The organism is Arthrobacter zhaoguopingii (assembly GCF_009828595.1).
Taxonomy (GTDB): domain Bacteria; phylum Actinomycetota; class Actinomycetes; order Actinomycetales; family Micrococcaceae; genus Arthrobacter_D; species Arthrobacter_D zhaoguopingii.
Genome location: NZ_WPNY01000034.1, coordinates 1 through 1,014, shown reverse-complemented (window position 1 = coordinate 1,014; position 1,014 = coordinate 1). Strand labels below are relative to the sequence as shown.

Sequence of the window (1,014 nt, the reverse complement as noted above, 5' to 3'; positions counted from 1 at the left end):
TGAGTGACGAAGGGCTGCACCACGTCGTACCCGACGAACTCGAACATCCCGCGGCGGACGTGGTAGAGGAAGTCATCGAGCCCGCCGTAGCCGCCGGGCGCGGAGGCCGCGCCGGGCGCGAAGGATGCCTCGACGCCTCCTGTCGTGAGGAGCATCATGGCTTTCTTGTTCGTCATGCCGCCCTGGTCGAAGATGCCGTACTCGCCGCCGAAAATGGCGCTGAGCAAGAACACCTGGTCGATCCAGCCCTTGAGGATCGCGGGCATGGAGAACCACCACACCGGAAATGACAGCACGAGCAGGTCGGCGTCCTGCAGCCTGGCCAGGTGTGCCCCGACCGGTTCGGGGAGCGCGCCTTCAGCAAAGGCCCGCATCTGCTCGGCCTGGGGCTTGAAGTAGCCCGGGCCGTCCATGAACTGTCCGCGGCTCAGCACAGGGTTCCACCCAATGTCGTACAGATCAATGAAGTCGACCTCGACGCCCTCCGACCTCAGCTGCTGGGCCACCGCGGAAGCCTGGGCGGACGAGAACGAGGCGGGCTCGGGGTGGGCGTGGACGATCAACGCACGCCTGATGGGGTTGCTTGAATCAGTGAAAGTCATGCCACCATCATATCGACGTTTTACGAAATGTCTATATGAGTCTGTGCTGCAGCTGCTCCACAAGCTCGTCCACCTGCGTGCCGACGCGCCGGTAGTGCGTCCACTTGCCGATGCGGGTCGATTCCACCAGGCCGGCCCGCTCCAAGGAGTTCATATAGACCGATATGGTTGGCTGCGAAAGACCCGTCTTGGCCGCCAGGTGCGTCACGCACACCCCGTACTCCTCGCGGTCCGCAATCGGCTCGTACTCCGCGAAGGACTCCTCAGGCGTGCGCAACCACTCCATGATCTGGAAGCGCGTAGGGTTGCCGAGAAGTTTGAGGACGTCGACGAGCGATAAAGACATACTCCATGGTCTCACCACATACCGCCGCAGGCGCTGCCTCCAGCGTTTCGCATCCCCTCGCCGATG

2 protein-coding genes are annotated in these 1,014 nt (G+C 63.1%); both read right to left on the bottom strand.

Annotation, left to right across the window (positions count from 1 at the left end):
• Positions 1 to 602: NAD(P)H-dependent oxidoreductase (locus GVV86_RS18395; protein WP_159803664.1), on the bottom strand; the 602-nt coding region annotated here is incomplete at its 3' end.
• Positions 603 to 633: 31 nt separating this feature from the next.
• The gene (locus GVV86_RS18390; RefSeq protein ID WP_159620700.1) at positions 634 to 948 is read right to left on the bottom strand and encodes an ArsR/SmtB family transcription factor; all 315 of its coding nucleotides are present in this window, start codon (positions 946 to 948) and stop codon (positions 634 to 636) included.
• Positions 949 to 1,014: the final 66 nt, after the last annotated feature.

What these genes read in the sequence shown, in the direction of transcription:
- GVV86_RS18390 (WP_159620700.1), bottom strand. Translation starts at nt 948, where the DNA reads ATGTCTTTATCGCTCGTCGACGTCCTCAAACTTCTCGGCAACCCTACG.